The sequence below is a fragment of the Deefgea rivuli DSM 18356 genome (assembly GCF_000620145.1).
Taxonomy (GTDB): Bacteria; Pseudomonadota; Gammaproteobacteria; order Burkholderiales; family Chitinibacteraceae; genus Deefgea; species Deefgea rivuli.
This window is the reverse complement of record NZ_KK211081.1, coordinates 78,444-103,445: the sequence shown is the minus strand read 5'-3', so window position 1 is coordinate 103,445 and position 25,002 is coordinate 78,444. Positions and strand designations below refer to the sequence as shown.

Sequence of the window (25,002 nt, the reverse complement as noted above, 5' to 3'; positions counted from 1 at the left end):
GTATCTTCATGTGACCGTTATTTATTAACGGCTACAGTAAAATACATCGCTTAGCTCATCCCACCAGAAGCGACGAAATGAATCCGTTCAAAGTCATTGCCTCGACTTAAGATACTCACCAAACGAATCCGTGTTTTTCGTTGTCCATCCCATAATTCCAGTAAACGCCCTTGGCGAAACCATCCGGACGGCAGAATGAGTGTGTTTGGCACTTGTAAGGCGACAATCGCAGGAATCAGTAAGACTTCAGTGTGATCCGTTTGCCCAAATCGGGCAGCATCTTGGGCGCGGATAGTGGCCGCTTGCGGTTGCCCAGGCAGTAATTGCACGCCGATTTGCAAATCGTCATCGTGCTCGCAAAGCCAGCGTATGCTACCGATCAGGTATTGCTGTAGATCTTTTATTATTACAAGCTGCTGCAAACTCACGCGCTCGCCATCATGAGTGCGCTGTAGGCGCAGCCCTGTGGCGGTTTCATCGATGGTTTGCCATGGATTGGTCGTGATTTGGGGCAGAATGACAGGCGTATTGAGCGCGCTGGTTTGGCCAAATAAACGGATTTGCATCAGTTCTTGGCTGCTGAGCTGGGATTCATCTTGTGGTGCAGGAGCAAATCGCCCTTCGGCCATCCAGCGATGTAAGTTGCTCAAGCCAAAGCCGACAGCTACAGCTTTTTGGCTTTCACGACGCGGGAGACTGCGCTCAATCGGATGATCGCACCATTGTCGGTACAAATCGGTGAGTAGTGCTTCGGCAGCTTGTGGGCTGAGCGCGGTACCGAGGCCGATTTTCTCTGGCATTTCGCCACTGCGCAGCAGCTTAATGCGTTTGCTCAGCGCTTGAGCAAGCAGCAAGCTGCTAATCGCCATCTCACTGTCTTTTGTCGTGCGTTCACGTCGCTCAGGTGCAGCTGGTGCTTCAAAGTCAATCGTGTAGGCGGATCGATTTGCTAGTGTTTCAGCAATATGCTCTAAAGTGCAGCGTGTTGCGAAAACTTCTAAGCATTCATTAATCCACGTTAGATAACGTAAATTATATTGAAATGGATTCGCTGCAATGAGTAATAAACTATGAATAAATATATTTTCTGCTGTAGCAGCGCCGCCAATATTAATTAAACTATCTTTCGCTTTTTTTTGTTCAATTCCTAAAAATTTTGCCAATTGATAATAATTAAATTGCTGCACCCATTGAGTATTGGGAACCGATTTATTAATTAAGATATAACAGGTATTCACTTTAAGGCTGCAGTATAAAGCGCGCTCGGCAAGTAGCGGCATGTATTCAGCAGCATCGCTTTGACCAGAAATTGCTGCATGCCAGCAGCGTGCATAACAACTCTCAAGCGCCTGCCAAAGTTGCAGTGCGGCTTGCCATGCGAGTGTTTCGTTGCCAGATAGAGGAATGGCTTTTTGTGTGTAGCGGCTTAAAAAGCCTTCTTGCAATACGTGCACTGATTCGCGAAATTGCTCGGCAATTTTAAGGCTGTCTAAGCCCGAAATCGTGCTTTGATTGAGCGCATTTAAAGCGTCCAGCATTTCGGCGTGCGCCACGGGTACATTAATCAGCGGCAAGAGTTTTAGCCAATCTCTGGCGCTTCTGGCGTCATGAAAAGGGGGCGTTGCAGTGCCAGAAATCGCAGGCAGGTGCTGAGAAAAGAGGGCGATGCTCATGGCTGTAGCTGGGAGATTTGTTGTTTCAGTTGCGTGAGCGCCGCTTCACTGACGGCGTGTGCGCTGCTACGTTGTGCTTGCGCCCAAATTGGGGCAGGGAAGTGCAGATCATCTTGCCAGCGCGGAATGATATGCCAATGTAAATGCGGCACCATATTGCCGAGACAGGCTAGGTTGATTTTATGGGGGTTGAGCGTTGTGCGTACCGCATTTTCGACGGCCCAAACGATATTCATTAATTGAGTTCGTTCAGCGGCGCTCAGGTCCGTCATTTCTGCAATATGCTGCGTGAGTACGACACGGCAAAATCCGGGATAGCCCGCCTCATCAGCCAAAATAACGCGTGCAAAGTCATTTTGCCAAAGCAATTCGCCGCCATTAGTCGCGCAAAGGGGGCAATCGAGGTGCATGAGACTTCCCGTGAATTAGGTTAATTAACGTTTGATTATAAGCGTTATTCCAAGTAAAAAAATAGGGTGCAGCGATGAGCTGCACCCTATTGTGTGAAGGTTAACAATTTATTACAAAAGTACGCGCTCTATACCACCATTACTGGCTTTTTTCACGTACTCCGGCATCCAATTTTGCCCCAATACATTCTTGGCAATTTCGATAACGATGTAATCAGCGGTTGTGCCTGAATCATCATCGTAACGGCTTAAGCCTTGCATGCACGATGGGCAAGACGTCAGAATTTTGACTTGCGCCTTAGCGTCGCCAGCATCCGCGCGCAGTTTGGCTGCGCCTTGCTCCATTTCCTCTTGCTTGCGGAAACGCACTTGAGTCGAAATGTCTGGGCGTGCTACCGCGAAAGTACCCGATTCGCCGCAGCATCTATCATTGAGATCGACGCGCTGCCCCATTAACTCATTGGCAACGTCAATACCTTTGTACGTCTTCATCGGCGTATGGCATGGCTCGTGATACATATACTGGGTACCGCTCACACCCTCAAGCTTGACGCCTTTTTCAAGCAGATACTCATGAATATCGAGTAAGCGGCAGCCTGGGAAAATTTCCTCAAAGCGATATTTCTGCAGTTGATCCATACATGTTCCGCATGAAACCAACACTGTTTTGATATCGAGATAATTCAGCGTATTGGCCAAACGGTGGAATAACACACGGTTATCCATCGTGATTTTGTCGCCTTTATCCGCTTGCCCGCTGGAAGTTTGCGGATAGCCGCAGCACAAATAACCTGGTGGCAATACCGTCGTTGCGCCGACATGCCATAGCATCGCTTGCGTCGCCAAACCGACTTGACTAAACAATCGCTCCGAGCCGCAACCTGGGAAGTAGAACACGGCTTCGGTTTCTTCGTTCAAGCGTTTCGGATCGCGAATCACCGGTACGACATTGCTGTCTTCAACATCGAGCAAGGCGCGCGCGGTTTTCTTCGGCAAGCCACCAGGCATCGGTTTATTCACAAAGTGAATCACTTGCGCTTTGAGCGATGCGGTTCCCAGCGTTGCAGGCGGCGCTTTGGTGATGCCTTTAATCAAGCCAAAACGTTTCGCCAAAGTATGCGCCAAGCGTTGACCTTGATAGCCCCATTCGATCATGACTTTGCGCATCAATTTGATGGTCGCAGGGTCTTTCATCGTTAGGAAAGCCATCCCGAGCGCAGAGCCAGGGTTAAATTTCTTTTTGCCTTCTTTGCGCAAGAAATTGCGCATCGCAATCGTCACATCGCCGAAGTCGATATCGACGGGGCAAGGATTCACGCAACGATGGCAGACGGTGCAATGGTCAGCCACATCGCCCAATTCTTCGAAGTGGCGCAGCGAAATTCCGCGCCGTGTTTGCTCTTCGTAGAGGAAGGCTTCAGTGAGCAGACCCGTTGCCAAAATTTTATTGCGCGGCGAATACAAGAGATTCGCGCGCGGTACGTGTGTGGTGCACACCGGTTTGCACTTGCCGCAGCGCAAGCAATCTTTGACCATATTGCTGATATTGCCGATGTCCGATTGTTCCAGAATCAGCGACTCAGTGCCGAGCAAGCTAAACGACGGCGTATACGCATCGCGCAAATCAGCGCCAGGCATCAACTTGCCTTTGTTGAAATGCCCGTTTGGATCAATTTTTTGCTTATACGCTTCAAACGGCGCGAGTTCTTCGCGCGTTAAGAATTCGTACTTGGTAATCCCAATGCCGTGCTCACCTGAAATCACGCCGTTCAAATCACGCGCCACTTGCATAATCCGCGCCACCGCATGATGCGCCCGTTGCAGCATTTCGTAATCGTCTGAATTGACCGGAATATTGGTATGCACATTACCGTCACCGGCGTGCATATGCAGCGCGACCCAAGTGCGGCTTTTCAGTACTTTTTGCTGGATGGCATGAATCGCGTCCAGAATCAATTTATCCGCACGGCCACCGAACAGAACTTCGAGATCGGTAAGTAATTCGCGTTTATACGAAATTCGCAAAATCGAATCACGGATTGCATGGAATACACTTTGCGGCAATTCATCTGGATCTAGCGTTTTTTCCAGCGGCATAGTCGGGAATGCAGTTTGATAGAGTTCAAACGCATCGTCCAAATTACGGCTGAGCCAAGTCCAGTGCGTGCGTGCACGCTCGATAAATGCCAGCGCCGATTCGCGTCGATCACCAATCAGCACATCATGGCTAACGGGTGAATCGCTGGCGTCAAACGGCAAGCGGCCTTGCTGGAAAAACTCGGTGAATTTATCGAGCAATTCCATTTTGTTATGGATTGAGAGTTCGATATTAATACGTTCAATCGCATCCGAATAATCACCAAGGCGGTTGAGCGGAATCACGACGTCTTCGTTAATTTTGAACGCATTGGTGTGTTTGGCAATCGCCGCAGTGCGTGCGCGGTCGAGCCAGAATTTTTTGCGTTGCTCTGGCAGTACGGCGATAAAGCCTTCGCCGCCACGTGCATTAGCGAGTTGCACCACATGGCTACTTGCTTCACCGAGCGCGCGCTCATCGTCCGATACAATATCGGCGATCAGCACCATTTTCGGGCGACCTTTCGATTTTGCTTTGGTCGCGTAACCAACGGCACGTACATAGCGCCAATCCAGATGCTCTAAACCGGCCAATTGCACGGTTTTGTGCGCATCCAGATAGTCTTTGATTTCGACAATCGATGGTACAGCGCGGCTGACTTCGCCGAAAAATTCCAAGCAGACGGTGCGCACATGATTCGGCATGCGGTGCAGCACAAAGCGCGCGCTGGTAATCAGGCCATCACAGCCTTCTTTTTGAATGCCTGGCAAACCCGCGAGGAATTTATCAGTAACGTCTTTACCGAGGCCTTCTTTTCTAAATTTTGCGCCCGGAATCACCAGCGTTTCTTCGCCGATTTTGGTTTTACCGTCTGGCTTAAATTTATTCACACGGAATGTCGCTTGCGCCGCGTCGTGGATTTTGCCGAGGTTGTGATCCATACGCTCGATAAACAGCCAATTCCCATCGGGATCGACCATTTTCCAGCTCACCAAATTATCGAGCGCAGTGCCCCATAACACGGCTTTTTTACCACCGGCATTCATGGCCACATTGCCGCCAATACAGGAAGCATCAGCTGACGTTGGATCGACTGCAAACACTAAACCAGCCGCTTCAGCCGCTTCCATTACGCGGCGTGTTACAACGCCTGCGCCACATTGAATAGTACTGATTTCGTGATCAACGCCCGGGATATGCATTTTCTCAACGCCACTGTGGCGGTCGAGTTTTTCGGTGTTAATCACCGCAGAAAGCGGCGTCAGTGGGACTGCGCCGCCGGTATAACCGGTGCCGCCGCCACGTGGAATAATCGTCAAACCCAGCTCAATACAGGCGGCGACAATCGGTGCCATTTCTGCTTCGGTATCAGGGCACAACACGACAAATGGATATTCAACGCGCCAATCTGTTGCATCGGTCACGTGGCTGACGCGCGACAGACCATCAAATTGGATATTGTCACGCTTGGTAATGCCGCCCATTTTTTTCAGCGTTTTTTTACGCAGAATGGCCACATCGCGAAATTCTCGCTCGAAAGCATCAACCGCTTGGCGGGTGCGAGCCAGCAGAATATTCACGCGCTCATTTTCTTGGCGGCGCTTTTCTATTTCTGACAAGCGATGGTGCATCGCTTCAACCAGCAATTGCAGGCGTTTATGATTTTCAAGCAAATCGTCTTGCACGTAAGGATTGCGCTTCACAACCCAAATATCGCCCAAAACTTCAAATAGCATGCGTGCCGAGCGACCGGTTTTGCGTTCTTGGCGCAATTCATCTAATACACGCCAAGCGTCTTCGCCCATCAAGCGAATAACAATTTCGCGGTCTGAAAACGAGGTGTAGTTATATGGAATTTCGCGCAAACGTTCAGGCGATACAAGCAAAGTCGCGGCGGTGGGATCCATCATGAAGGGCATCTCCGGCAGGCATTACGGCTAAAGAATGAATTTTAACGGAAAAACACCAATTGAAAGGCGCAAATTTCGTGTGGGTATGTAAAGAAAGGCCAATAAAAGGCGAAAAATCGTCAAAAATCGCCGATTGTGGGTTCGCGCATTTCAATTTGCATTGAGATGGGTTTATTTCTTGGTGCTGCTCAAGGCTTTGCGTCAGCGTATTGAAGGAAATATTTGAATTTCTCGCTGCTAGTGATAGCGGCATGTTTTACGTCAGTCGCTGCCAACGTACTTCATTGCGCAGTGAAGTAAAGCGAGTAGGGCGGTTAAAACAGTGCCAATTCCATTGTTTCAAGCTGCGTTTCGTGGCGTTCGGATAGAATCGTATTGCGCAATAGCGTGTATTGCGCCTGATGTTGTTGCGCCAGATCGGGCTCCGCGATCGCGGTATACACTTTGGCTAAAGTTTGATGAATGGAAGATTGCAAATGTACCGCGCCCAACGCTGTGGCAATGATGAGGCCAGAGCTGAGTTCTTCGATCGCATGCGAGAATTCACCTTTAGCCAGATGGCATTCGCCCAGTGTGAGTAGCGTATTGGCTTCGCTCCATTGATGAATATGCAGGCGATTAATTTTCAGCGCCACCATGAGGCTCATTCGGGCGCGATCAAGATCGCCGCGCAGCAGTTGAATTCGGCCAATCAGCATGTAAATTTCGGCTTCATTGCGATAGCTTTGATCGGCACGTACTAAGGGCAGCGCGCCTTTTAGCACGCTGAGCGCTTCATCGAGCTGCTCGCAAGCGATTAAATCGGTGGCGATATTGATTAAAATCGCACCTTGCAAATGATAATCTTCCGAGCCAGCGGCCAAGTCTTCGGCTTTGCGGTGATGCGCCAAAGCGGTTTGGAAATGTTCGTGAGCGTAATAAAGTTGTCCAAGACCAACGTGGGCTTGTACGCGAGTTTCTAAATCAATCGCGCAATCGGGTAGCGTAAGGCAGCGATTCCAGCTGTCACGAGATAAATGATAATCACCTAGGGTATATTGCGTACGAGCATATAGATTAAGGCTTGCACCTTCATACTGCCCGATATCATGTTGTGCACCGAGCTGCTTGATTTCTTCGAGGTAGTTTAACGTATCTTCGTTGTTACCAAAGTTGAAGGTCGCCATCGCGCAAATGGAGATGGCTTTTGCTTCAAGTTGTGGCACCGCATAGCTACGTGCGATTTCTCTGGCGTTGAAAGCCAGATTTAGGGCTTCGCCACTTTGGGTATGGACCAGTTTTTGTGCGCGATTGAGGCTGCGCTCAAGTTCAACGAGAGTCATTATTTCGCAATACGGGGTGCTGGATGCGCAGCATACCACTGGCGCTGCGCATCACCCCAGCGAGATCAATCAGCTGTGAGTAAAATGGCACGACAATCATATGAAGTAAGGCCGAAAACACCCATCCCCAGCGCGATCAAGATGCGGTGAGAAGAATTGCGCGACAGTCATCAGGCGTCAGATCTAAATGCTCGCCCAAACGCAGACGATTATGGCGAGTTAGCTGCTCGGCGACGCCATCGGCAACGATTGTTGCATCTAGTTGATAGGCAGATAAACTCGTATGCAAGCCCATGCGTTGAAAGAAATCTTCAGTTTTGGCAATGGCCTCTTGCGCAACGACTTTATCATCGCCGTTCAGCTGCCAGACGCGGCGGCCGTATTGAGCGAGTTTGGCTTGTTTGGCGGCAAAGCGATAACGCCACAGTGATGGCAAAATAATCGCCAATGTTTGCGCATGATCCAGCCCGTGCAGCATCGTTAATTCATGCCCCATCGCATGCGTCGCCCAATCTTGCGGCTGCCCCAAACCGACCAAGCCAAACAAAGCTTGGTTGGCGGCCCACATTAAATTGGCACGGGCGTTGTAGTCATTGGGTTCGGCCAGCGTAATGGGGCCAATTTCGATCAGCGTTTGTAAAATGCCTTCGGCCAAGCGATCTTGTAGTAAAGCGCCATTTGGGTAAGTCAGATACTGCTCGGTAGTGTGTACAAAGGCATCGACGACGCCGTTGCCGATTTGCCGCGCCGGTAAAGTCATCGTCGTTTTTGGGTCGAGCACGGCAAATTTTGGGAACACTAGCGGATTTTTGAACGACAATTTATCGTTGGTTTCGCGGCGAGAAATCACGGCGGCAAAATTACTTTCCGAGCCCGTCGCAGGCAAGGTGAGCACGACGCCAATCGGCAGCGCCGTTTTTAGCGGCACGCGATTGCCAATAATCAGCCAGCAATCGCCATCGTGCGGGATAGCGGCGGCGACAAATTTCGCGCCATCAATGACCGAGCCACCACCCACTGCGAGTACGAAATCCAAGCGCTGCTCACGCGCAAACTTAACCGCGCGCATTAAGGTTTCAAATTCAGGATTCGGCTCAACGCCCGCAAAAGCTTGCCAATGATGCTGGCTGAGCGCGCTAGCCACTTCATCGTAAACGCCGTTGTGTTTGATACTGCCGCCACCATACAGCAAGAGCACGCGCGCATCGGCTGGAATCAGTGTGGCTAGTTTGGCAATTTGCCCCTCGCCAAATTCAATTTGGCATGGATTATGAAAGCTGAAATTTTGCATCATGTTTTTCCTTCGTGAACTGTACCGAGAATCTATTGGGTATATTGATGTAGGTATTATTCATTAATCTCTACGTTAATATACCCTAGCCATAATTAGCTAGTTCAGCTTCAAGCTCGGCGAGGCGTTTGAATAGCTGCGGATCGAGCAAGCGATGGAAGTTTTCTTGGTATAGCTTGTGATGGTATTCAGCGGCTTTGGCTTGGCCTAATTCACGGAAAACTTGGGCGAGAAATTTGTGAATGATAAACACTTTATGCCCGCAGCCCATACGGGTCGCCATTTCCAGCGCGCGAGTAAAGGTGGTGATGGCTTCGTTGAGTTCGCCTTGGGATTGCTGTGTGCGCGCTTTGACAATATGCCAGCTAATTTCGCCCCAAGCCCAGAAGTGAACTAGCCGTTGCCCAGCATTGATTAAGCGTAGTGCTTCTGGGTATTGCTCGTTGGCCAGTGCAATTAGCGTCTTGTAAGAGAATACTTCACCTAAGTATTCAAGGTGATTAATGCGTTGAGTGATTTCTTCTGCTTCGTTTAGCGTGTCGAGCGCTTGGGTGTATTGCTCTAGTTCATACAAATCGGCGGCAACATTAATCAGCAGCCGCGCGCGGAGTTCATCATCAATCGCTGGACTGAGCCAGCGCTCGGCCCATTGATGATGGCGCAGTGCATCGGTAAATTTGGAGCAGGCAAAGTAAATCTGGCCGATCCCAATATGGGCATTGATTCGGGTTTCGCTAGAAAATTCGGCGTGGCCTAAATTCAGGCAGTCGGACCAATAATCAATCGCGGTCACGTATTCGCCCAGCGTGTAATGCGCAACGCCAAGGTGATGCAGTAAGTCGCCGCGCTCAGCTTCAAGATTGTGCTTTTCGGCAATAACCAAGGCAGGTAGCAATACATGGCAGCCTTCGTGGATTTGCCCGAAGGCAAATAGCATGCTCATTTGTTGGTGCAGTACAGCAATGTGCAACTGAGGATCACAGCCTTGTGCCGCTAGCGCAGAGGCGTCGATTGCGAGCTGAATCGATTCCTGCGGGTTGACGTAGGTGAGTGATTTGCTGCGCTCGAGAAGCTCGCGAATTTGCGTTTCATGATGATTCATATTGCACCTGCACAAGTGAGTTTTGAGGGTACGCACTCAGGCTGGGTTTCTCAACTCATTTTTACACTAAAAGCTTAAAAACTAGGGTTTTCTAGTAAGCGAGTTTGCCCACGGCAGAGCTGATGCATTTGCGTGAGCATCTGTTCTCGTGCGCTCGATTTGAGCGATAAAGTCAGAATCACTTCGTGTTCGGTAAACTCGCTGCTTAAAATCTCAGCGCCTTGCTGCTGCAAATAATGGCGCAGCTTGTTTTCTTCCGCAAACGGCAGCGCCAATTGCACTTGCTCAACGCGGATTTGTGCTATGTATTCAGCGGCCAGCAGCGGGGTGGCAATCGCATCGGTATAGGCGCGAGTCAGTCCGCCTGCGCCCAGCTTAATACCGCCAAAGTAACGAATTACGACGGCCAACACGCCATCTAAATGTTTGTGTTGCAATACCTGCATCATGGGTCGACCCGCCGTGCCGGAGGGTTCGCCATCGTCCGACATTCCCGATTCGCCACCCGCGAGTAGCGCCCAGCACACATGACGTGCGTCGGGATGCTCTTGTCTCAATTCGTCGATGATTTGCAAGGCGCTAGCGCGATTGCTTACCGGAATGACATGACCGATAAAACGACTTTTCTTGATGATAATTTCAGCGCAAACGGCTGTGGCTAGGGTTGTACTCATGCGCTGTATTTTACGCGCATCTGAGCGTATTAAGATCAAAGTAGGCAAACAATCCTACTGCGCAGCGTGCACGCTTGGTGTAGCCTTATCGAATCAATTCAAGCGAAGGAGTCACTAGTGATTAAAAGCATTATTTCTGATATGGATGGCGTGATTTATCGTGGTAAGCAGCTGATTCCGGGCGCGAATGAATTCGTCCAAAAATTACTCGCAGCGGATATTCCGTTTTTGTTTTTGACCAATAACGCCGAGCAAACGCCGCTGGATTTAAAGCTTAAAGTTGAAAGCCTCGGGATTCATGGTTTGACCGAAGACAATTTCATTACCAGCGCAATGGCGACGGCGATGTTTTTGCGTAGCCAAAAAGAGCGCGCCAAAGTGTATGTGATTGGTGGCGGTGGCCTGATTAATGAATTGTATAACGTTGGATTTTCGATTTCGGAATCCAATCCAGATTACGTTGTCGTTGCGAAATCGACGACATTTAGCTTTGAACAACTGAAAAAAGCGGTGCGTTTTATCGACCAAGGCGCGAAATTTATCGGCACCAATCCCGATATGATTGATCCGGTTGAGGGCGGCGGGAATGAGCCAGCAGCAGGAACGATACTCGCGGCAATTTCAGCGGCGACGGGTAAAAAACCGTATATCGTTGGGAAACCGAATGCGCTGATGATGATGCTGGCGAGTCGTAAATTGGGCGTGCATCCGGAAGAATGCGTGATGGTCGGTGACCGAATGGATACCGATATTGTCGGCGGTATGGAAGCGGGGATGAAAACGGCGCTGGTGCTGTCGGGCGTATCGACTTTAGCGATGCTCGATGATTTTCCGTATCGACCTGATTATGTATTTAATCATGTCGGTGAAATCGAATTTAGCCAACTGTAATTCGTTTTGAACTGCCATTGAATGTTGGGTCTTCAGCGTTCGATGGCATTTTTTTCGGTGTCGCTAAGCAGTGGGGCAACGAGGGGAAGTTTGATATTAAATCGGGTGTATTGCTCGGCTTCGCTTTCTAGTGTTAGCTCTCCACCCAATACCCCAGTAACAATATTATAAGTAATATACATGCCTAGGCCGCTCCCCCCTTTGCCCAGCTTGGTGGTGTAAAAAGGCTCAAAAACTTTTTTATGCAGCGTTAGCTTGATGCCACAGCCATTATCTTCAAAGCAAAAGTCAACCCAGCCCGCTTGATTTTGCTGGGCTGAAAGCCGTATTCGTCCTGCACTCTTTTTTTCAAAACCGTGCAGCAGTGAGTTGTTAATCAAATTGGCAATCACTTGCTCAAATGGCCCCGGATAGCTGTCCATCTGAATATGCGCAGGGATGTCGATACTGAGCTGATGCTGGGTATGGCGAATCTGCCCGTTAAACATTTTAACGACATCATTGACGGTGCCGAGTAGATCAAATTCGCGGCGGCGTGAGCTGGCGGTGTCGACGGCAACTTGCTTGAAATCGCAGACTAATTCAATCGCCCGATTAATATTGCGCTCAATTAAGGCGCTGGCATCGGCCATGGTGTGGGCATAATTTTCGAGTGATGATTTTTTTAAGGTATTGCTCAGCATTTGTTTGTGCAGCTCGCGGCTTTCTGCGCTGAGCGTGGTACTGCAGGTAAGCGCCGCCCCCAGCGGCGTATTGAGTTCATGCGCAATGCCAGCGACCAAGCTGCCGAGCGCGGCGAGCTTTTCCGATTGCACTAATTTATCCATCGCCAATTCCAGCGTTTGCGTGCGCTCGGTGACGCGGGTTTCGAGTGCGTCATTGGCTTCGATTAAGCGTGCATTGAGCAAATGAATTTCACGTTGAAAGGTGTGCCTATCATGATTGGCCAAAGCGCGGCTAGTGATGTCGGCTAGCTGGCTGGCATGTTGCACGTCATCGGGCAGCCAGTTTCTTTGATTGCCTAAATGCTCAAATAGCAATACATATTGCTCAGCACCACTCCAAATTGGGAAGGCCAAAATCGAATGAATATCGCGTGGCAGTAAATAATGCTCGGCCAAATCCCAAGCATCGGGATGATGCAGCGCATCGTGAGCGATCAGTGATTTATGTTCACTCAGCCAATTAAAAAAAGTCGGTAGCTGGCTTTGCTGCAAAGGCGCTTCACTGATGGCTTCATCGTGTAAATGCAGCGCAATGCATTGCAGGCTATCGGTGTGGCGTTGCCATAAACCGACGCGGGCAATCGCTAAAATTTGTGTGGCGGCTTGGCAAATCACATGCGGAAATTCAGTTAATTTGCCGTGTTCAATCGCTGGATGATTCGCCAAATCGAGTAATAAATGACTCGCATTGGCGCGCATTCCGGTTTTTTGTTCTAACTCTTGGTGTTGATCGGGCTGGGCTGCGGCGTTGATTTTTTGTTGTAATTGAAAACCCGATTTAAATTGCGCTAAAGCCAGCGGCAGTTGTTGAAGTTGCTCGGCGTAATCGGCTGCCGCTAGATGCTGGCGCATCAACACATGCAAAAATTCATTGTTGTGTGAGATTTCTTGCCCGATCAGTACCTGCTGGAGGGCTTGCGCCCAATCTTTGCGCAGAGCATAGATTTGGGCGATGGCGGAATAGATATTCGCTTCACTCCAGCGATGTTTTGCTTTATGCGAATGCGCTAAAGCTTGCTCTAATAAAGCCATCGCGGTATCTAGCTCAGCTTCTTGGATAAATACTTCGGCCAATCTGAAATTGGATTCTGCGGCATAGTCGTAAAAATGTTCGCGCAGGCAAATTTCGCTGGCGTCATTCAGCGCTTGTTTGGCGTCGGCATTGCGCTGGCATTTGAAAAAAACCACGCCCAGATTGATTTGAATTTTAGCGTCAAGATAAGGATCGTTCACTTCATGCACGCGTGCTGCGGCGGTTTGAAAGAACACCACGGCGGTCGCCGGATCATTTAATGCATCATAAATTTGTCCAAGGCCAATTTGGGCTGAAATCCACGTGGTTGGCTCGGCATTGGCTAATTCTGCCAGTGCGACGCTGCGTAACCAGTGATTGAGCGCGGTACGATAATCGCCAGCGGTGTAGTGGGAGCGGGCGATTTGCTCGTGAACGCGCGCTTCGAGTGGGAAATTATGCAGTGCTTGCGCTTGTTGCACGGCTTCGTAGAGTAAATCGCGGGCAGGAACCGATTGGCCTTTATTATTCATAATCAGGCCGTACAGCTCGGTCGCGTAGATTTGGCAAAGTGGCTCGCGCTGCGCGCGGGCGCTGGCAATTAAAGCTTCGCAAGCGACTTGCGCTGCGTCGGGCTGCTCAGCCCAAGTGGCTTCAATCTGCGCCAGTTGCGCGGTAAATTCGGCGGGGATGAAGTTGAAATCAGTCATGGGCGCTTTATCACGGACACATGATTGAGAATGGCACAAAATTGCAGTGATTGAGGGCTTTTGTTGGGCAAACTGGGTGATTTGGCTCAAAGTTAAAAACGGAGTCCACGAAAAGCACGAAAAGCACGAAAAGCACGAAAGGCACGAACAAGGGCAAAACCTTCTGTGATCCCTTGAGTTTTTTCGTGCTTTTCGTGTCTTTCGTGGACAACAGCCTTGTTTAAGCTTTATGGCGTGACGATTGCATATTGCCCGGTTTCAAGCGGCGCAGTGCTTGGCCTGCGGCGTTGAATACGTGGAAGGCATTGCTCGGTGCGCTAATGGTGATGGCGCAGCCCAATTTGACTTCACGCTCGCCATCGCCGCGAACAACAATATCTGTGCCATTCGCTAGCGTTAGATACAGATAATTGGCTTCACCCAAATGCTCTACCAAGTTCACTGTGCCACTAAGAGGTATACCGCTGTAGCTATCTTCAATCAAGTGCTCTGCGCGAATACCTACTGTTACAGGATCGCCAACTTTGGCGCTGTCATTGGCAACCAAAGCTTGAATCAACACGCCACCGGCTAAAGCAATCGCTAAACCTTCAGGCAAAATTTCTTGTACCACGCCTTTGAGCAAATTCATTTTCGGTGAGCCGATAAAGCCGGCCACAAACAGATTAGCCGGTTGCTGGTAGAGTTCCAGCGGTGTTCCGGCTTGCTGGATATGACCACCTTCCATGACGACAATTTTGTCGCCGAGCGTCATCGCTTCGATTTGATCGTGCGTCACGTAGATCATCGTCGCATTTAAATCGCGGTGCAATTTGGCGATTTCTAACCGAGTTTGTACGCGTAATGCGGCATCGAGATTGGAGAGTGGTTCGTCAAACAAGAACAGTTTTGGTTCACGCACAATCGCACGGCCAATCGCGACGCGCTGCCGCTGACCACCCGACAATTCACGGGGCAGGCGTTCGAGTAAATGATCGATTTTGAGGATTTTGGCGGCATTTTTAATGCGAATGTCGATCTGAGTTTTGTTTTCGCCAGCGATTTTCAGGCCAAAAGCCATGTTTTTGTACACGCTCATATGCGGGTATAGCGCATAGCTCTGGAACACCATCGCAATGCCGCGATCTGCAGGTGATAGATCGTTGACGACCGTGTCGCCAATCGAGAGTTCACCGCCAGTGATGGATTCCAAGCCGCAAATCATCCGTAATAGTGTCGATTTACCGCAGCCCGATGGGCCAACCAGCACAACGAATTCGCCGTGCTCGACATCGAGATTGATACCATCCAAAACTTTGGCTTTGCCATCGTAGGATTTAGATAAATTATTGAGGCGTACATTAGCCATGATGAGTTCCTTGTTAATCTGGTATTGAATGGGTATATCAATGCCAGCTTTGAATTTATTGATTTATGGGTACATACCCATTATTTAAAAGTTGTTTTCAAATTTGCTATTGATAGGAAAGTGTCTCGCTTAAATTGAAAGCGCCAACTTGCTAATTACCATGGTCGCGCTCATGCCGCGCGGCACTCACTTTTCTTGAACGGCCAAGAAAAGTAAGCAAAAGAAGGCCGCCCTAGTATCTGCGTCCGGCTTCGCCGGATACCCTCGCTGCGGACAATCGAGGCGGTTGCGCTCAAAACTCGTTCGGCCTCAAAGGCAAAAGCATCGGCCTCGCTCAAACATTGATCGCAAAAACCCCGCCCCGCTTTTCCTCGCTCGGCTTGATACAAGGGACTTTAAGCCTCAGATCAACCATCGCGGCACTGCATCAACATCAAATCCAAACCTTTCTTATTTATTTCACCGCACCCGAAGTCAGGCCACGGATCAATTGGCGCGAGAAGAAGGTGTACAAAATCAGCACCGGAATCACGGCTAAGCTCAAGCTAGCGAGCACTGAATTCCAGTCGGTGACGTATTGACCAATAAATTGCTGTACGCCCAAGGTCACTGTTTGGGTTTCTTCGCTTGGCGCTAAAATCAGCGGGAACCACAGGTCATTCCACACCGGAATCATCGTAAATACGGCGACTGTGGCGACAGCAGGGCGGATCAGCGGCAAGATCACTTGGAAGAAAATCTTGAATTCGCCAACGCCATCACAGCGCGCCGCTTCTTTGAGTTCTTTTGGAATTTGCGCGATAAATTCGCTCAAAATCATCACCGCCAGCGGTAAGCCTTGCGCGGTGTAGACCAGCACCAGCGCGGTGAGCGTGTTGATGAGATTAAGCTGAACAATCAGCTCCAGAATCGACACCGTACCCAAACGAATCGGCACCATAATTCCGATCATCATATAAATCGCCAAAATCCGATTGCCACGGAATTTGTATTCCGACAGCGCCCACGCGGCCATCGCGCCAAACAGCAAAATTAAAGCCAGTGAAGCCATTGTGACCGTCAGGCTATTGCCGAAGTAGGTCAGAAAATGCGATTTGGCGATGACTCTCTCAAAGCCGCCCAAAAAGAAGGTTTCTGCAGTGGGGAAGGCCAGCGGATTATCAAAAATCGCCGCTTTGGTTTTAAACGAATTAATTAAAATTAAAATAATCGGAAACAAAGCCAGCAGCGTGTAGCCGCCGAGCATCAGATGTACGCCAGCGGCGGAGAGTGGTTTGGTGACTTTTTTCATCATCAATCCTTTTAAAGTTCGTAACGCGTCAGCTTGCGCTGCACGAAGTAAAAGTAAGCACCCACGCCGCAGAGAATGACGAGGAACATTAAGGTAGCGACCGCTGCACCCATCGTTGGGCTACCGATCTGGCTTTGGTAGCCAAAGAAAGTGCGATAGAACAAAGTACCTAAAATATCGGTGCTGTAATTCGGGCCGGCAATCGCGCCTTTGACTGAGTAAATCAAATCAAACGCATTAAAGTTGCCGACATAAGTCAGAATCGTCACGAGCCCCAAAGTTGGCAAAATCAGTGGTAGTTTGATTTCCCAGAAAATACGCCAAGCGGATGCGCCTTCGACGTGGGCGGCTTCAACGATGTCTTCTGGCACTGCCAACAGCGCCGCGTAAATCAGCATCATCGGAATGCCGACGAATTGCCAAACCGAAATTAAAGCGAGGGTAATCAGCGCTGAGCCTTCCTCACCCAGCCATGGCGAAAAATACTCCCCTAGGCCAACATAAGTCAGCATGGATTCAGACACGCCCCACAACGGCGACAAAATCAATTGCCAGATAAAGCCAATAATCACCACCGACAACAGCGTTGGCAGGAAAATAAAGGTGCGATATTGCCGCGCGAATTTAAGCCCTTTAAGTGATAAAAACGTCGCCAAGATCAAACCAATCGGATTTTGAATCAGCAAATGAATCAGAAAAAACTTAAAGTTATTACCCATCGCATTCCAAAACGACGCCGACCAAGCCGGATCGGTGAGGATGGTCAGGTAGTTACTCAAGCCAGCAAAGCTCATGTGGCCTGCATCGTTGCTGGTATAAAAACCGAGACGCAAAGTGTCGATTAAGGGCAGCGCGCTAAATACTGAGTAAATCAGTACCGCAGGCGCTAAAAAAAGGACGATATGCCAAGGCAGGCGTTTCATCGCAACTCCAAAAAATCAAATAGTAAAAAAGAGCGTCAATCGGTGACACGTGGTGCTGCTGATGGGCGAGTGCTTGTCTCTTCGCTCCGTCTTCAGGCCGAAAAAAACCGGCGGCAAGCCGCCGGTTGAGCTCACAAGGTGTGAGAGGAGGAAACGCTTACTTGACGGATGCGCGTGATTTTTCAAAGCCAACTTGAATTTGTGCTGCAGCGTCTTTTGGTGTCATTTTTCCGTTCAAGACTTGCGAACTCACATTCCACAAGGCGTTTTCCATTGCTGGCTCGCCACGGTTCAAGATTTGCGCATTCAAACGGATGGTTGATTTGCATGTTTTGCGCCATTCCAACATTTGTTTTGCCACTGGGTCTTGGACTGAAATCAAGTGATTTGATAGCGAGAAGAAGCCCGTTACTTTATTGGTGTACAGGTCAGCAAATTCTTGTGAGCCCAACCAAGCTAAGAATTTGTAGGCTTCCGCTTTGTTTTTCGCTTTTGGATTCACGCCCATACCGATGTCGGTGTGATCCGAGATGTAGCATTGGTCGCCGGCTTTAGCCACGGGTGGTGGGAATGCGCCGAAGTCCATGCCTTCTTTATTAAAATACGCAATGTCCCAGCTACCGGCTGGATACACACCGGCTTTGCCCATCGCGAACAAATTTTGGCTGTCTGCGTAGGTTTGTGCTGAAGCGCCTTTACCCATCAATGGCGTCCATTTGCTCATTTGCGTCCACGCGGCTACGTATTGTGGATCAGTAAATTTAGCTTTACCCGCGATCAAGGCTTTACGGCCTTCTTCGCCTTTCCAGTCATTCGGGCCGATATTAGTAAAGACGGTTTGATTGCTTTCCCATTGATCTGCAGTGCCTAAAGCGATTGGCGTTTTGCCGGCGGCTTTGATTTTTTCCATTGCTGCGTAAAATTCAGCCTGGGTTTTCGGTACTTGCAGGTTCAATTCTTTAAAGATTTTTTTGTTATAGAAAAAGCCGTGCATTACTGAGGCCATTGGCATGCAGAATGCGCTTTTGCCATCATCAGTTTGCCAAGCCACTTTGGCTGAAGCTGGGAAGTGTTCCATACCCGCTTTACCATCGAGTTTTTCGAGTTGGCCTTTTTTAAACAGATTGAGCGACACATCAAATGGGCGGCAAGTAATCAAATCACCCGCAGTGCCACCAGTCAGACGCGCAGTCAGACTTGAATCGTATTCAGTCGGTGCTGTTGGCGTGAATTTAACTTGGATGCCTGGATTCTTTTTTTGGAAAGCGGGGATTAATACTTCTTCCCACAGCGTCTTGTCATCAACGCGCCAAGATTCAATCGTGATCGTGCCGGCTTGGGCTGTGCCTGCCGCAAGGAGTGTAGCTAGCAAGAGCTTGCGTGCGCTCAAAACCGATGTGCTTAAAACAGTCTGCATTTCGAAAATCCTCAAGTGTATGTAGTTGCGGTGCCGTGATCTGATGTCTCGGTGCGCGAGGTTCTGTTGACGTTTGTTTTACGGTCGCGCTGGAGCGGGTTTCGCGGCGAATCAAGGCGTAGTAAGCGATGCATAGTCATTCTATGTGAGCTTGCTACAACGCAGAGTCGCCGCGAAAAGCGCCCAGCCCTTCGGGTTTGGCGGCTTTTGGCCTGATGCTGCGTTACAAAGCGCTGACTTAGAATGACTAAGTTTCACGCTTCGTGCCTTGCCTCAGGCCAAAAGCCGTACAAACGCGATCCGCAAAACAAACGTCAACAGAACCTAAGGTAGCACTGCCTTTTCTGTGACACTAGCTACGGCCGTTTTACCTAGGGATATGCTTTATGTTGTTGAATTCCTTGGGCTACATCAACATTGCTGCAATTTTTTCTGTTACAAAAAATCACGTTAGCATCATTCAAAAGACGCTGCCGTGCCTTGCAGCTAAGGCGTATGCTGTGTAACGCCCCAATATGGGGTGCTTGTGTATCTCTATAAAATGAAATGTTTTATTACAGTTTCCCTTGCAAGCTTACGATATAGTCGTGCTAATTCATGGAGAATAACGACAGGTGTTTGAATCAAAAGTAAAAATTGCTAAAAGCGCGACACTTTGGCTAATTTTGTTGCTATTTTCTAGCGCACTACACGCAAGCGAATCGCTGGATGTGTTGCATTGGTGGACATCGCTCAGCGAGCGACGTGCCGCTGATTTTTTGCGCCATAAATTAGTCGAAGAAAATATCGAATGGCGTGACGCAGCGATTCCGGGCGGCGCAGGTTCGGGCGCGATGAAAGTATTAAAAAGCCGCGTGCTATCAGGTAAACCGCCAGCCGTGGCGCAATTGATCGGCCCTGCGGTGAGCGAATGGGCTGAACTGGGCTTGATTTTAGAATTAGATAATGCAGCGGGGCGCTGGCAAAGCCAGATGTTTCCGACGATTTGGCAATTGGTGACGCATCGGCAACATGCGGTGGCGGTGCCGCTGGGCATCCACCGAATTAATACGCTGTTTTATAATAAAAAAATCTTTGATCGCTTGGGCTTAAAGCCACCACGCAGTTTTGTTGAATTTAAACGCGTCGCTTTGCAACTACAGGCCGCAGGGATTACGCCGTTGGCGCAGAGTAGCGAAGCATGGCAAGTGGCGACTTTATTTGAAACGCTGGTGCTGGCTGAATCGGATGTGAAGTTTTATCGAGACTTATTTGTCGCACGCAATCCGCAAGCGTATTTAGATCCGCGTTTCGCGCAGGCATTAACGCGCTTGCGGCAATTGCGTACGTACACCAATAAATCGAGCATCGACACACCGTGGACGGATATTTCGCGGCAATTTGCCAGTGGCCAAGCGGCGATGTTGGTGATGGGTGATTGGATAAAGGGCGAGTTGATGGCGCAAGGGCAGAGCGTCGATGTGGATTTTGGCTGCGTGGCCGTGCCCAATACAGACAATGCGCATTTATATAGTGTAGATACGATGGTGATGTTTGCCGGTGATTACAGTAAGCAACAAGGCCAAGAGCGTTTTGCACAGGTCGTGCTCTCGCCTGCCGCGCAAGTGGGTTATAGCAAACTCAAAGGTGCTGTGCCGGTGCGGCGCGATGTGGATGTGGCAAGTTTAGACAGTTGCGGCCGAAATTCATGGCGCGCCTTCGGCCGTGGCGCAGCCTTCCAAGCACCGAGCTTGGTGCATAGAATGGCCGCCGATGAAACCTTCAAAGAGGCTATCGTCGCGCAGATTCAAACCTTTTATTTAGACGACAAAATTTCAGTCGCAGAGACACAGCAACGATTGGCAGCGATGGTACGGGCATTGAATCGTAAAGAAGATTAAGTGCATGTGCGGTATGAGTTATTGATGTATTTGATTGCAGTCCTTTATTTAAAAAGCCTAGAGGGCAATACATCGACTTAATAGAGTTTGTTCAGATTACGTGTTGATGGTACGTGTTGATGGTTTTAAGTGCCTGCGGCACGGTGTTTTGGTGTCGCAATCCGCGACGAGGACTTCTTTCTTTGCGTCGCCAAAGAAAGAAGCAAAGAAAGGCGACCCGGGCGCGCATCGGTCCCCGATGCCCTCGGTCAGTCGTGAGCCAAACGATAAAGCTGTTTGTCTCTCTCCTTCACTCGGTGCGCTTAGACGGGGGTTTTAAGCCCCAGCTCAACGAGCGCGGCACAGCATCAACACCAAATCTGAACATCGCCATTTAAATAAGCGAGTCTCGTTGAGCTGCGCGAGATCCCTTGTATCAAGCCGAGCGAGGAACAAGCGGCAAGGGGCTTTCGGCGGGCTCTGTTTTGTTAAAGCCCGACGCCTTGCCGATTGTCCGCAGCGAGGGCATCCGGCGAAGCCGGACGCAGATACAGGGCGGCCTTCTTTTGCTTACTTTTCTTGGCCGTTCAAGAAAAGTAAGTGCCGCGCGGCATGAGCGCGACCATGGTTAGCAGAGCATTGGCGCTTCAAGTTAAGCGAGGCATTGAGTTATCAACTCTGAATCTCACTATTTTTGTAGGGTATTAGGCTGTAATCTAATTTAAATATGTTGTTAGTTGATATACCCAAGGATTAATCAAAATGAGCCGTAAAATATTAATTGTTGATGATGATTTAAAAACCCGCACTTTGCTCAAAGCCTATTTGGAACGCAATCAATACGATGTGCGCCTCGCGCCCGATGGCGAGACGTTTCTGAGCGAATTTGAGCGCTACAAAGACGAGCTGAGTTTGGTGATTTTGGACGTGATGCTGCCCGACACCGATGGCTTTGCGCTCTGTCAAACCGTTCGAAAAAACAGCAATGTGCCGATTGTCATGTTGACGGCCAGCTCGGATGAAACCGACCGGATTGTCGGCCTTGAATTGGGTGCGGATGATTACATTGCGAAACCCTACAATCCGCGCGAATTGCTGGCGCGGATTAAAGCCATTCATCGTCGCACTGGCATTGACGGCCCGGCGTTAGGTGGGCGTTATTACCGTTTTGTTGGCTTTACACTCGATACCGTCGAGCGCAACCTGATTTCACCGGAAGGCGAAGTCATCAAACTCACCGGTTTGGATTTTCAATTATTGAAAATGTTTTTGGAGCATCCAGGGCAGATTTTGGATCGCAGCCAATTGGCTGAAGAAACGCGAGGCCGCGATGCAGGGCCGCTGGATCGCTCGCTCGACGTGCAAGTGAGCCGCCTGCGCCAACGGCTGGAAGACGATGGCAAACATCCGAATCTGATTAAAACAGTTCGTGGCGCGGGTTATGTACTGTCGGCGGAAGTGACGATTAGTCATGTCTAGCGCAGCTTGGCAATGGTTGCGCTCGATAGGGCGGCGGGCGCGTTTAATGAGCACGCCGCGCTGGCTAGAGCGGATCTTGCCATCGCGACTCTTGTCGCGTTTGCTATGGGTAATGACCATCGGCGTACTGACGTCACAACTGATTGGCAATGTGATTTGGGCGAATTATTTAAAGAATAAATCCGAGCAAGAAGTGAGCGCCGCAGCGGATCATATCGCGCGTGGCGCGGCGAGTGCCGTGCATTTTTTCCAAAGTCTGCCACCGAATTATCGTCCGCTAGTGATTCAGCAATTACGCGAAATGGGCGGAACGCGTTTCTTTGTGAACGTGAACGACAGCCCGATTATCGTTAAACGTATTGCCTCACAGCCTTTATCCAATCAGGTCTTGAAGGTAATACGTCATGTATTTGAACAAGATCTTCCTCGCGTTGGCGATTTAAAAATTGATTTTGCGTGGCCCAGCGAATTGGCGGTGGCCAGTGATGGCATGACGGTGGCGCAATTGCCCGATCATTGGGTGAAAAATACCTTGCTGATGGCGCCGCGCCCCGCGCCCGTGTTGGTGATTCAAACCGAAATTGAGCCGGGGCATTGGCTGTATCTGGCGACGTTAATGCCCGATCCTTATTTTTTGGATAATAGCGACCCGATGCCGCCGGAGCGTTGGCTCTTGCAATTTGCAACGCTGATTACGGTGCTGCTGCTCAGCTGGGTGGTGGTGCGCTGGATTACGCGGCCATTGGCGGCGCTGTCTGAAGCCGCCGAAGCCTTTGGTAAAGGCGAGTCGCCGCATTTGCCCGAAGAAGGTAGCGAAGAATTTATCCGCACCGCGCATGCTTTTGGCGCTATGCGTGAGCGGATTCAACGCTATTTAGAAGACCGTGAAAAACTGTTTGCGGCGATTTCGCATGATTTACGCACACCGATTACACGCTTAAAACTGCGCACCGAAATGCTCGACGATGAGGATTTGCGCGTTGAGTTTCATGAAGACCTCGATGAACTGGATATGATGGTCAAAGGTGCGCTACAAAGCGTGAAAGACAGCGACATTCACGAAAATCGCACACGCGTGAAATTGGACGCGCTGATCGGTCGGATGGTCAAAGATTCGCGGATGGCGGGGCATGAAATTGCGTTTAGCCGTTGCGGTCTTTGGGTGATGGCCAAACCGTTAGCGCTCAAACGCGCGCTGAGTAATTTGATAGACAATGCACTGTTTTACGGCGAGCGCGTTGAGGTGACGGTGCTGGAAGGCGTCGGCAAAGTGGTGATTATTATTCGCGACCATGGCCCAGGCGTTCCCGATGATGCGCTGGCGACTTTATTTGCACCGTATATGCGGCTGGAACATGGCCGCAGCCTGAATCATCAAGGTCACGGTTTGGGGCTTGGCATTGCACGCAATATTATTCAAGCGCACGGCGGCGTGCTGGAACTGAGTAATCATCCCGAAGGCGGCTTGCAAGCCATGATTACGCTGCCGCAGGATTAAAACCGCCCACGAAAAATCCAAAGTCAAAGGCGGGGATCACGAAAAACACGAAAAAAATATAAAAGGCAAAAGCATAGGTAGGAAGGAAATCTATTAGTGCATTTTTGCTTTTTTTCGTGTTTTTTGCCCTTTGTTCGTGCCTTTCGTGATCCTAGTTTTTGACCTTGATCCAAAATGCAGTCCACGCAGGTCTGGTGTTGACTGGCAAAAACCGCAAGTTCAATCGGGCTTAACTTCTAGTACAATCTACGGTCTTGCTGATTTTAATTGAGCGTATGCCGTGCTTGAGTTTTCTCACCCTATTGATGTCAACGCGCTGCGTGTTGCTTTTGCCGAGCAAGGCGTCGTGGTTTTGCGCAATTTCGCGCCAGCAGAGCAAGTGAACGCGATTCGTGATGCGGCGATGCAAGGCTTGCAAGCGCGTGAAGAACCGCTTGAGTTAGAGGCGAGCTTGGCTTATCCGGGCGCGCCCGTGTCAAGTGATGCGCAAGGCGGGCAAACCATACGCCGTTTGCGCGGCATGGTGGCGCGCTCACCGATTTTTATGGATTGGGCGACCGATACCGCACTGATCGACATTATGCGGGCGCTGCTCGCGAGCGACCACATCACGTTAACGCAAGTGCATCACAACAGCCTGATGACCAAACAGCCGAGTTTTAGCAGCGATACTTTATGGCATCGCGATGTGCGCTACTGGCGTTTTTCTCGCCCGCAATTAGTATCGTGCTGGCTGGCTTTGGGTGTAGAAAGTCCAGAGAATGGCGGCCTTGGTTTTATCCCGCGCTCGCAAGGGCTGGAATTGCCGGAAGCTGCATTTGATGAACGCGAATTTTTATTGCCTGCGCATCCTGCGGCAGCACCTTTGGTCGCCGCTGCTGAGTTTCCTACTTTAGCTGCGGGTGATGTGGTGCTGTTTGATGCACGCACTTTTCATGCCGCTAGCCGTAATAAAACGATGTTGACCAAATATTCTCTGGTGATGAGCTACCATGCCAGTGATAACTACCCTTTAGCCGGTAGTCGCTCCGCAGCAGAGCTTGGAATTGTGTGTTAAGGGATAACTCTAGATTTCTTCGCCGTTGCGCGATTTGGGCTGCTTAACGCTAATTTTTCTCAATCTATTGGAGTTCACGCTATGCCGATCAGCCCCGAATTATTTACTTCATTAATTGAAAAAATCCAAAGTCTAGAGCCAGTCGCTGCGTATCAAGGTGCGGAGCAGTTGGAGAAGATCAAGCATGAAATGACCGACGAGCAGCGCCTGCATTACGATACGGTTTTGGGTGATGCGAGTCGAAAGCGCAAAGAAATCGCCAAAGCGCAAGCCGATGCAGAAGCAACGCAAAATGAGTGGGATCAAGACGAAAATTAAGGCATCATTTATAAA

18 protein-coding genes are annotated in these 25,002 nt (G+C 49.8%); 6 read left to right on the top strand and 12 right to left on the bottom strand.

Features of this window, described 5'->3' with window-relative positions; genetic code table 11:
* Positions 1 to 50: 50 nt before the first annotated feature.
* From Q320_RS22310 to Q320_RS0110355, 7 genes are all read right to left on the bottom strand, one after another.
* Positions 51 to 1,673: a cyclic-di-GMP receptor FimW-related protein gene (locus Q320_RS22310; RefSeq protein WP_027468944.1), complete on the bottom strand. Its 1,623-nt coding sequence runs from the start codon at positions 1,671 to 1,673 to the stop codon at positions 51 to 53.
* On the bottom strand, positions 1,670 to 2,083 hold the full coding sequence (locus Q320_RS0110390; protein WP_027468943.1) for an HIT family protein: 414 nt from the start codon (positions 2,081 to 2,083) through the stop codon (positions 1,670 to 1,672). Before Q320_RS0110390 ends, Q320_RS22310 begins: the two co-directional genes overlap by 4 nt.
* Before the next feature lie 111 nt (positions 2,084 to 2,194).
* The gene (locus Q320_RS0110385; RefSeq protein ID WP_245590999.1) at positions 2,195 to 6,070 is read right to left on the bottom strand and encodes a DUF3683 domain-containing protein; all 3,876 of its coding nucleotides are present in this window, start codon (positions 6,068 to 6,070) and stop codon (positions 2,195 to 2,197) included.
* 314 nt (positions 6,071 to 6,384) lie between these two features.
* Entirely contained in the window at positions 6,385 to 7,392 is a 1,008-nt protein-coding gene (locus Q320_RS0110380) for a tetratricopeptide repeat protein (protein WP_027468941.1), read from the bottom strand.
* 136 nt (positions 7,393 to 7,528) lie between these two features.
* A complete protein-coding gene (locus tag Q320_RS0110370; protein ID WP_245590998.1) occupies positions 7,529 to 8,686 on the bottom strand; it encodes an iron-containing alcohol dehydrogenase in 1,158 nt (385 codons plus the stop codon).
* Between the two features lie 82 nt (positions 8,687 to 8,768).
* A complete protein-coding gene (locus Q320_RS0110365) occupies positions 8,769 to 9,785 on the bottom strand; it encodes a tetratricopeptide repeat protein (protein WP_027468939.1) in 1,017 nt (338 codons plus the stop codon).
* A 74-nt stretch (positions 9,786 to 9,859) separates the two neighbouring features.
* Positions 9,860 to 10,459, bottom strand: coding sequence for an IMPACT family protein (locus tag Q320_RS0110355; protein WP_027468938.1), 600 nt, complete (start codon positions 10,457 to 10,459; stop codon positions 9,860 to 9,862).
* Between the two features lie 117 nt (positions 10,460 to 10,576).
* Here Q320_RS0110355 and Q320_RS0110350 point away from each other — a divergent pair, with 117 nt between their 5' ends.
* The gene (locus tag Q320_RS0110350; RefSeq protein ID WP_245590997.1) at positions 10,577 to 11,350 is read left to right on the top strand and encodes an HAD-IIA family hydrolase; all 774 of its coding nucleotides are present in this window, start codon (positions 10,577 to 10,579) and stop codon (positions 11,348 to 11,350) included.
* Between the two features lie 32 nt (positions 11,351 to 11,382).
* Here the strand turns inward: Q320_RS0110350 and Q320_RS20815 are convergent, their stop codons facing one another.
* From Q320_RS20815 to Q320_RS0110325, 5 genes are all read right to left on the bottom strand, one after another.
* Positions 11,383 to 13,797, bottom strand: a complete 2,415-nt coding sequence (locus Q320_RS20815; protein ID WP_051534656.1) for a sensor histidine kinase — start codon at positions 13,795 to 13,797, stop codon at positions 11,383 to 11,385.
* 220 nt (positions 13,798 to 14,017) lie between these two features.
* Positions 14,018 to 15,145: an ABC transporter ATP-binding protein gene (locus Q320_RS0110340; protein WP_027468936.1), complete on the bottom strand. Its 1,128-nt coding sequence runs from the start codon at positions 15,143 to 15,145 to the stop codon at positions 14,018 to 14,020.
* A 454-nt stretch (positions 15,146 to 15,599) separates the two neighbouring features.
* Entirely contained in the window at positions 15,600 to 16,436 is an 837-nt protein-coding gene (locus Q320_RS0110335) for a carbohydrate ABC transporter permease (protein WP_027468935.1), read from the bottom strand.
* Between the two features lie 11 nt (positions 16,437 to 16,447).
* Positions 16,448 to 17,359 (bottom strand): carbohydrate ABC transporter permease, encoded by a 912-nt coding sequence (locus tag Q320_RS0110330; protein WP_027468934.1) that lies wholly within the window; start codon positions 17,357 to 17,359, stop codon positions 16,448 to 16,450.
* A 157-nt stretch (positions 17,360 to 17,516) separates the two neighbouring features.
* On the bottom strand, positions 17,517 to 18,776 hold the full coding sequence (locus Q320_RS0110325; RefSeq protein ID WP_035853447.1) for an ABC transporter substrate-binding protein: 1,260 nt from the start codon (positions 18,774 to 18,776) through the stop codon (positions 17,517 to 17,519).
* Between the two features lie 614 nt (positions 18,777 to 19,390).
* Here Q320_RS0110325 and Q320_RS19455 point away from each other — a divergent pair.
* The 5 genes from Q320_RS19455 (at position 19,391) to Q320_RS0110300 (ending at position 24,987) form a co-directional block, all read left to right on the top strand.
* Positions 19,391 to 20,656: an ABC transporter substrate-binding protein gene (locus Q320_RS19455; RefSeq protein WP_245590996.1), complete on the top strand. Its 1,266-nt coding sequence runs from the start codon at positions 19,391 to 19,393 to the stop codon at positions 20,654 to 20,656.
* A 741-nt stretch (positions 20,657 to 21,397) separates the two neighbouring features.
* Entirely contained in the window at positions 21,398 to 22,114 is a 717-nt protein-coding gene (locus Q320_RS0110315; RefSeq protein ID WP_027468932.1) for a response regulator, read from the top strand.
* The gene (locus tag Q320_RS0110310) at positions 22,107 to 23,612 is read left to right on the top strand and encodes an ATP-binding protein (protein WP_084282578.1); all 1,506 of its coding nucleotides are present in this window, start codon (positions 22,107 to 22,109) and stop codon (positions 23,610 to 23,612) included. The genes Q320_RS0110315 and Q320_RS0110310 overlap by 8 nt, the downstream gene beginning before the upstream one ends.
* A 280-nt stretch (positions 23,613 to 23,892) precedes the next feature.
* A complete protein-coding gene (locus Q320_RS19450) occupies positions 23,893 to 24,669 on the top strand; it encodes a phytanoyl-CoA dioxygenase family protein (protein WP_084282576.1) in 777 nt (258 codons plus the stop codon).
* Between the two features lie 81 nt (positions 24,670 to 24,750).
* A complete protein-coding gene (locus Q320_RS0110300) occupies positions 24,751 to 24,987 on the top strand; it encodes a hypothetical protein (protein WP_027468930.1) in 237 nt (78 codons plus the stop codon).
* Positions 24,988 to 25,002 lie beyond the last annotated feature (15 nt).

Excerpts from the sequence above, each read along its gene's own strand:
- Q320_RS22310 (WP_027468944.1), bottom strand. The coding sequence starts at position 1,673 with ATGAGCATCGCCCTCTTTTCTCAGCACCTGCCTGCGATTTCTGGCACT.
- Q320_RS0110390 (WP_027468943.1), bottom strand. The coding sequence starts at position 2,083 with ATGCACCTCGATTGCCCCCTTTGCGCGACTAATGGCGGCGAATTGCTT.
- Q320_RS0110385 (WP_245590999.1), bottom strand. The coding sequence starts at position 6,070 with ATGATGGATCCCACCGCCGCGACTTTGCTTGTATCGCCTGAACGTTTG.
- Q320_RS0110380 (WP_027468941.1), bottom strand. The coding sequence starts at position 7,392 with ATGACTCTCGTTGAACTTGAGCGCAGCCTCAATCGCGCACAAAAACTG.
- Q320_RS0110370 (WP_245590998.1), bottom strand. The coding sequence starts at position 8,686 with ATGATGCAAAATTTCAGCTTTCATAATCCATGCCAAATTGAATTTGGC.
- Q320_RS0110365 (WP_027468939.1), bottom strand. The coding sequence starts at position 9,785 with ATGAATCATCATGAAACGCAAATTCGCGAGCTTCTCGAGCGCAGCAAA.
- Q320_RS0110355 (WP_027468938.1), bottom strand. The coding sequence starts at position 10,459 with ATGAGTACAACCCTAGCCACAGCCGTTTGCGCTGAAATTATCATCAAG.
- Q320_RS20815 (WP_051534656.1), bottom strand. The coding sequence starts at position 13,797 with ATGACTGATTTCAACTTCATCCCCGCCGAATTTACCGCGCAACTGGCG.
- Q320_RS0110340 (WP_027468936.1), bottom strand. The coding sequence starts at position 15,145 with ATGGCTAATGTACGCCTCAATAATTTATCTAAATCCTACGATGGCAAA.
- Q320_RS0110335 (WP_027468935.1), bottom strand. The coding sequence starts at position 16,436 with ATGAAAAAAGTCACCAAACCACTCTCCGCCGCTGGCGTACATCTGATG.
- Q320_RS0110330 (WP_027468934.1), bottom strand. The coding sequence starts at position 17,359 with ATGAAACGCCTGCCTTGGCATATCGTCCTTTTTTTAGCGCCTGCGGTA.
- Q320_RS0110325 (WP_035853447.1), bottom strand. The coding sequence starts at position 18,776 with ATGCAGACTGTTTTAAGCACATCGGTTTTGAGCGCACGCAAGCTCTTG.
- Q320_RS0110315 (WP_027468932.1), top strand. The coding sequence starts at position 21,398 with ATGAGCCGTAAAATATTAATTGTTGATGATGATTTAAAAACCCGCACT.
- Q320_RS0110310 (WP_084282578.1), top strand. The coding sequence starts at position 22,107 with ATGTCTAGCGCAGCTTGGCAATGGTTGCGCTCGATAGGGCGGCGGGCG.
- Q320_RS0110300 (WP_027468930.1), top strand. The coding sequence starts at position 24,751 with ATGCCGATCAGCCCCGAATTATTTACTTCATTAATTGAAAAAATCCAA.